Below are 5360 nucleotides of genomic sequence, written 5' to 3'. Positions count from 1 at the left end.
AAGGATAGCGCTCGTCTGTGACGAGTGCTTTTAATGAATTAGATGTGGAAAAGGCACTCGTGTGGACACGAGCGCCATCAAGGAACGATATCTAGTAAACTCTAGCTAAAAATATCAAATTAAATAGTTATCTCTCGTTATTTCTCAATATAGATCAAAAAATAAAACTTTAGAAAAGCAAAAGAAAAGATAGCGCTCGTCTTTGACGAGTGCTTTTAACAAATTAGATGTTGAAAGGCACTCGTGTGAACACGAGCGCCATCGGAGAGAAATTTTGAAAAACCCTACAATACCTAGGCAGATAATTCCACCTAGGTAAAAGGTTATCATACTACCCCAACACCACCCTCGCATTCCTAAACAATCTCATCCACGCGCCGTCTTCGCTCCAGTCTTCTGGGTGCCAAGAGTTGCTAACGGTGCGGAATACTCGTTCAGGGTGTGGCATCATAATGGCGACACGTCCGTCTGTATTACCGATTGCGGTGATACCTTGAGCCGAGCCGTTCGGGTTGGCTGGGTACACTTCGGTTGGTTGTAGATTGTTGTCGATGTATTGGGCAATCACGAGGTTTTGTGCTTGCAAATTATTGAGCTGATCTGCCCGCTTGAATTCCGCTAGCCCTTCGCCGTGAGCCACAGCAATCGGCATATGCGAGCCTGCCATTCCTGCGAACCAGTGGTTGTTGGTGTCGTTAATGCGAACTAAGCCAACTCGTGCTTCATAGCGTTCGGATTTATTACGCACGAAACGTGGCCAGTTTTCTGTACCCGGAATGATTTCCGCTAGGTTTGAAACCATTTGGCAACCGTTACATACACCAAGAGTTAAGGTATTTGGGTTTGCGAAGAATTGGCTGAATTGATCACGCAACATCGGGTTGAATAAGATCGATTTCGCCCAACCGCCACCTGCACCTAATACGTCGCCATAAGAGAATCCACCACAAGCCACTAACGCATTGAAATCTTTTAAGTTTCTGCGTCCGCTCATTAGGTCGCTCATATGTACGTCAATACTGTTAAATCCTGCTCTATCAAAAGCTGCTGCCATTTCGTAATGGCTGTTTACACCTTGTTCACGCAAGATTGCGATGGTTGGTTTTACCCCTTTATTGATATAAGGTGCGGTAATATCTTCGTTGATGTCGTAGGTTAAGTGAACTGATAACCCTTTGTTATTCGGGTCTTTTTTCGTCTCAAATTCTTGATCGGCACATTCAGGGTTATCACGCAAACGTTGCATTTGATGGGTTAATTCCGCCCAAATTCCACGCAATTCAGAGCGTTTTTCGCTGAGTAATTTGCGAGTGCCACGACTGATGTCGAAGCGGTCTTCAGCTACCACTGCCCCTAATTCTTTAGTGATATTGAGCAAGTTGTGTGCTTGGAGAATTTCACGCACTTTAGCAAAGTCGCTGTCGGCAATTTGGATCACCGCACCGAGTTCTTCGTTGAATAAAACGGCTAAATCGTTATCGCCTAAGGCACTGATATCCACATCTACACCACAATTTCCTGCAAATGCCATTTCCGCTAAGGTTGTAATTAAACCACCGTCCGAACGGTCGTGGTAAGCAAGTAATTTCTGTTCAGAAACAAGTATTTGCATTGCATTGAAGAAGTTTTTCAAGGTTTCAACATTGACCACATCAGCAGGTTTGTCGCCTAGTTGTTTGTAAACTTGCGCCAGTGCTGTTGCACCTAAGCGATTGTTTCCTTCGCCTAAGTCAATCAATAATAAACGGGTTGCCCCTTTATCGGTACGCAGTTGTGGCGTAACCGTTTTACGCACATCTTCGACACGAGCAAAGGCTGAAATAACCAGTGAAAGCGGTGCGGTAACCGCTTTTTGTTCGCCATTTTCTTCCCAAGTGGTACGCATTGACATTGAGTCTTTACCCACTGGAATCGTAATACCTAACGCTGGACAAAGCTCTTCGCCCACTGCTTTTACCGCTTCATATAAGCCAGCATCTTCGCCTGTATGACCTGCCGCCGACATCCAGTTTGCAGAAAGTTTAATGCGTTTAATATCACCGATATCCGTTGCGGCAATGTTGGTAATGCTTTCAGCGACAGCTAAGCGAGCAGATGCCCCGAAATCTAACAGAGCGACTGGTGCACGTTCACCCATTGACATTGCTTCACCGTGATAGCTGTCTAAACTTGCGGTAGTGACTGCACAGTCTGCCACTGGAATTTGCCAAGGACCGACCATCTGATCACGAGCAACCATTGCCGTTATAGAACGGTCACCGATAGTGATTAAGAAAGTTTTTTCCGCAACCACAGGCAAACGTAATACACGATGGAATGCCTCTTTTAGTTGAATATCATCTTGTGCAAGCGGTGGGTTTTCCACAGTTTTTGACGAAACTTGACGGTGCATTTTTGGTGTTTTGCCAAGTAATACATTCATTGGTAAGTCAATCGGCTTATTCTCAAAGTGGCTATCTGCAAGGGTTAAGTGTTTTTCTTCGGTTGCTTCACCGATCACCGCAAAAGGTGCACGCTCACGCTCGCAAAGTGCGGTAAATAATTCGAGTTTTTCAGGTGCAACCGCTAATACATAGCGTTCTTGTGATTCGTTACACCAAATTTCTAATGGCGACATTCCTTTTTCATCGCACAGGATAGAACGTAAATCAAATTTACCGCCACGCTCGCCATCGTGGACTAATTCAGGCATTGCATTCGATAAACCGCCTGCACCTACATCGTGAATAAATAGGATTGGGTTATCTTCGCCAAGTTGCCAACAACGGTCGATCACTTCTTGGCAACGGCGTTCCATTTCAGGATTTTCACGTTGAACTGAAGCGAAATCTAAATCTTCTTTCGATTTGCCCGATGCCATTGATGATGCTGCACCGCCGCCTAAGCCGATATTCATCGCTGGGCCACCAAGCACGATTAGCTTCGCACCAACGGGGATTTCTCCTTTTTGAACGTGTTCGGCACGAATGTTACCGATACCGCCTGCAAGCATAATCGGTTTATGGTAGCCACGCGTCTCGATGCCGCCAAAGCTGTTCACTTTTTCTTCATAAGTACGGAAATAACCTAACAATGCAGGGCGACCAAACTCATTGTTAAATGCCGCACCACCAAGTGGGCCTTCGATCATAATATCTAAAGCCGATGCAATGCGGTTTGGTTTTGAAAGTGGATTTTCCCAAGGTTGTTCAAAGTTTGGGATCACTAAGTTAGACACAGAGAAGCCTGTTAAGCCTGCTTTTGGTTTTGCACCACGACCTGTTGCCCCTTCATCACGAATTTCACCGCCCGAGCCTGTTGCTGCACCAGGGAAAGGTGAAATTGCCGTTGGGTGGTTGTGTGTTTCCACTTTCATTAAAATATGAGCATCTTCATTGTGATAACGGTATTGTCCGTCTTGGTCTGGGAAGAAACGTCCAACTGTTGAACCTTCCATTACCGCTGCATTATCTTTATACGCAGAAAGCACATAATCAGGTGTTTTTTCGAAGGTGTTTTTAATCATTTTGAATAATGATTTTTCCTGTTTCTCACCGTCAATTGTCCAATCGGCGTTAAAGATTTTGTGGCGGCAATGCTCTGAGTTCGCTTGAGCAAACATATATAGCTCAATATCATTCGGGTTACGACCAAGAGCGGTAAAATTCTCCACCAAATAATCAATTTCATCTTCGGCTAATGCTAAACCTAGATTGATATTCGCTTCTTCTAGGGCTTTACGGCCGCCTGCTAAAATATCAACAGTAGTAAACGGTTTTGGCTCGTGCTGAGTAAATAATGTTGCACCTTGTTCTACGTTGTCTAATACCGTCTCTAACATACGGTCGTGTAGTAAGCCTTTTAAGGTATCGATCTGCTCTGCCGTTGGCTCTGAACTAAACTCAAAATAGTAGGCTAAACCACGCTCAATACGATCTACTGCTTTTAAGCCACAGTTATGAGCAATATCTGTGGCTTTTGAAGACCAAGATGAAATTGTCCCCACACGAGGCGTAACAATTAAACAAAAACCAACAGGTTCGTGTTCTGCAAGCGTTGGACCATAATGTAATAATTCTTGAATTTTGACTGTTTCTGCTTCTGTAAGCGGTGAGTTTAGCTCAACAAAATGCAAATATTCCGCATAAACGGACTTAACGGGTAATTGCTGTTGTTGGAATTTTTGAGAAAGTTGATTTAAACGAAATTCTGATAAGGCTGGAGAGCCACGAAAAGTTTGTACAGTCATTGCTGAAGTTCCATAAAAATGTAAGAAAATTGGTGTGATTATACCCCATTACGCAAACGTTTGCATTAGTTTGCTTATAGACAGTTAGTTGGTGTATGATGAACTACCACTATATTTTCTAACTTGGAGCAAATTTTATGAAAACATCAATCTCACTATCTCTATTAAGTTTAACAATACTATCAGTAACAGCTTGTAGTTCAGGGGCTAATGGTTCGCCGGCATCATCAAATATGGAGAAAAATAACATATCATCAAATACATCTACTTTAAATAATTCACCGAATAACAACTCTGCTATTTCTTCACAAACATCTTCTGCTCCACAATCAGGTACACTAGATAAATTAGGAGAAAATATTAAGGTCGAAAAGAAAACATCCCCTGCTACCATTTCAATTGGTGAAAAACCAGTGAAAAATCATAAGTTTATTATTCTTGGTAAAAATTATGGTCACAACGATATTGAACTTGACTTATTCCCACGTTACAAACTTTCGCAAGAAAATTGGGAAGAATCTTTTAATATTGAAAACGAGCATTGGAATGAAAAGGGATTTTGGCGAGTTTATAATCAGCAATACTCTGCAATTGTTGGAGATCTCGAAACTGAGGTATCTGTACAAGGCCCAAATAGAAATATTATTACCGAGACTAAAGTTTTTGAAATAGAAGATGTGGTTGGCTATAACACCAAAGAAAATGAATTACCTAAATTAGGAAACGCTCAGTACAAAGGGATCGCTTTTGACAAAGAGCAACAAGGAACTCTTGTCTATCACGTTGATTTCGATAAAAAGCAAGGATATGGTGAAATTACAGGAATTGACAATGTTGGAAAAATTAATTTAGAAAAAGGCGACATCACCACAACAACAGAAAATAAACATAAATACATCACAGAATACTTTAAAGAAAACCAATTAGGTATTTTTGGCACAGCGAAAGCAGAAAAAGCAACTGACGATAAAACTGTTAAAAGTTACCATTTACAGTTCTTTGGTCCAAATGCAGAAGAAATTAGCGGAACGGTATTTACTCTAAAAGAAGATTGGAAAGCTGAAGATGCCGAAGCATCTATTGGGTTTGCAGGAACTAAATAAAGGTTGGTAAGTGTACGCTATTCTAGAAA

2 protein-coding genes are annotated in these 5360 nt (G+C 42.1%); one reads left to right on the top strand and one right to left on the bottom strand.

The genetic code is table 11. The features are described from left to right. Window positions 1-331: 331 nt before the first annotated feature. Entirely contained in the window at window positions 332-4228 is a 3897-nt protein-coding gene (gene purL, locus ACWIW0_RS11040) for a phosphoribosylformylglycinamidine synthase (protein WP_454453354.1), read from the bottom strand. A gap of 137 nt (window positions 4229-4365) precedes the next feature. Between purL and ACWIW0_RS11035 the strand changes: the two genes are divergently transcribed. Next, entirely contained in the window at window positions 4366-5331 is a 966-nt protein-coding gene (locus tag ACWIW0_RS11035) for a factor H binding protein domain-containing protein (RefSeq protein ID WP_454453353.1), read from the top strand. The last annotated feature ends 29 nt before the right edge of the window (window positions 5332-5360 follow it).

The sequence above is a fragment of the Ursidibacter sp. B-7004-1 genome, from assembly GCF_053654055.1.
This window is presented reverse-complemented; position numbering and strand designations above follow the sequence as displayed.

Coding starts and splice junctions, on each gene's coding strand:
- ACWIW0_RS11035 (WP_454453353.1), top strand. CDS start 4,366: ATGAAAACATCAATCTCACTATCTCTATTAAGTTTAACAATACTATCA.
- purL (WP_454453354.1), bottom strand. CDS start 4,228: ATGACTGTACAAACTTTTCGTGGCTCTCCAGCCTTATCAGAATTTCGT.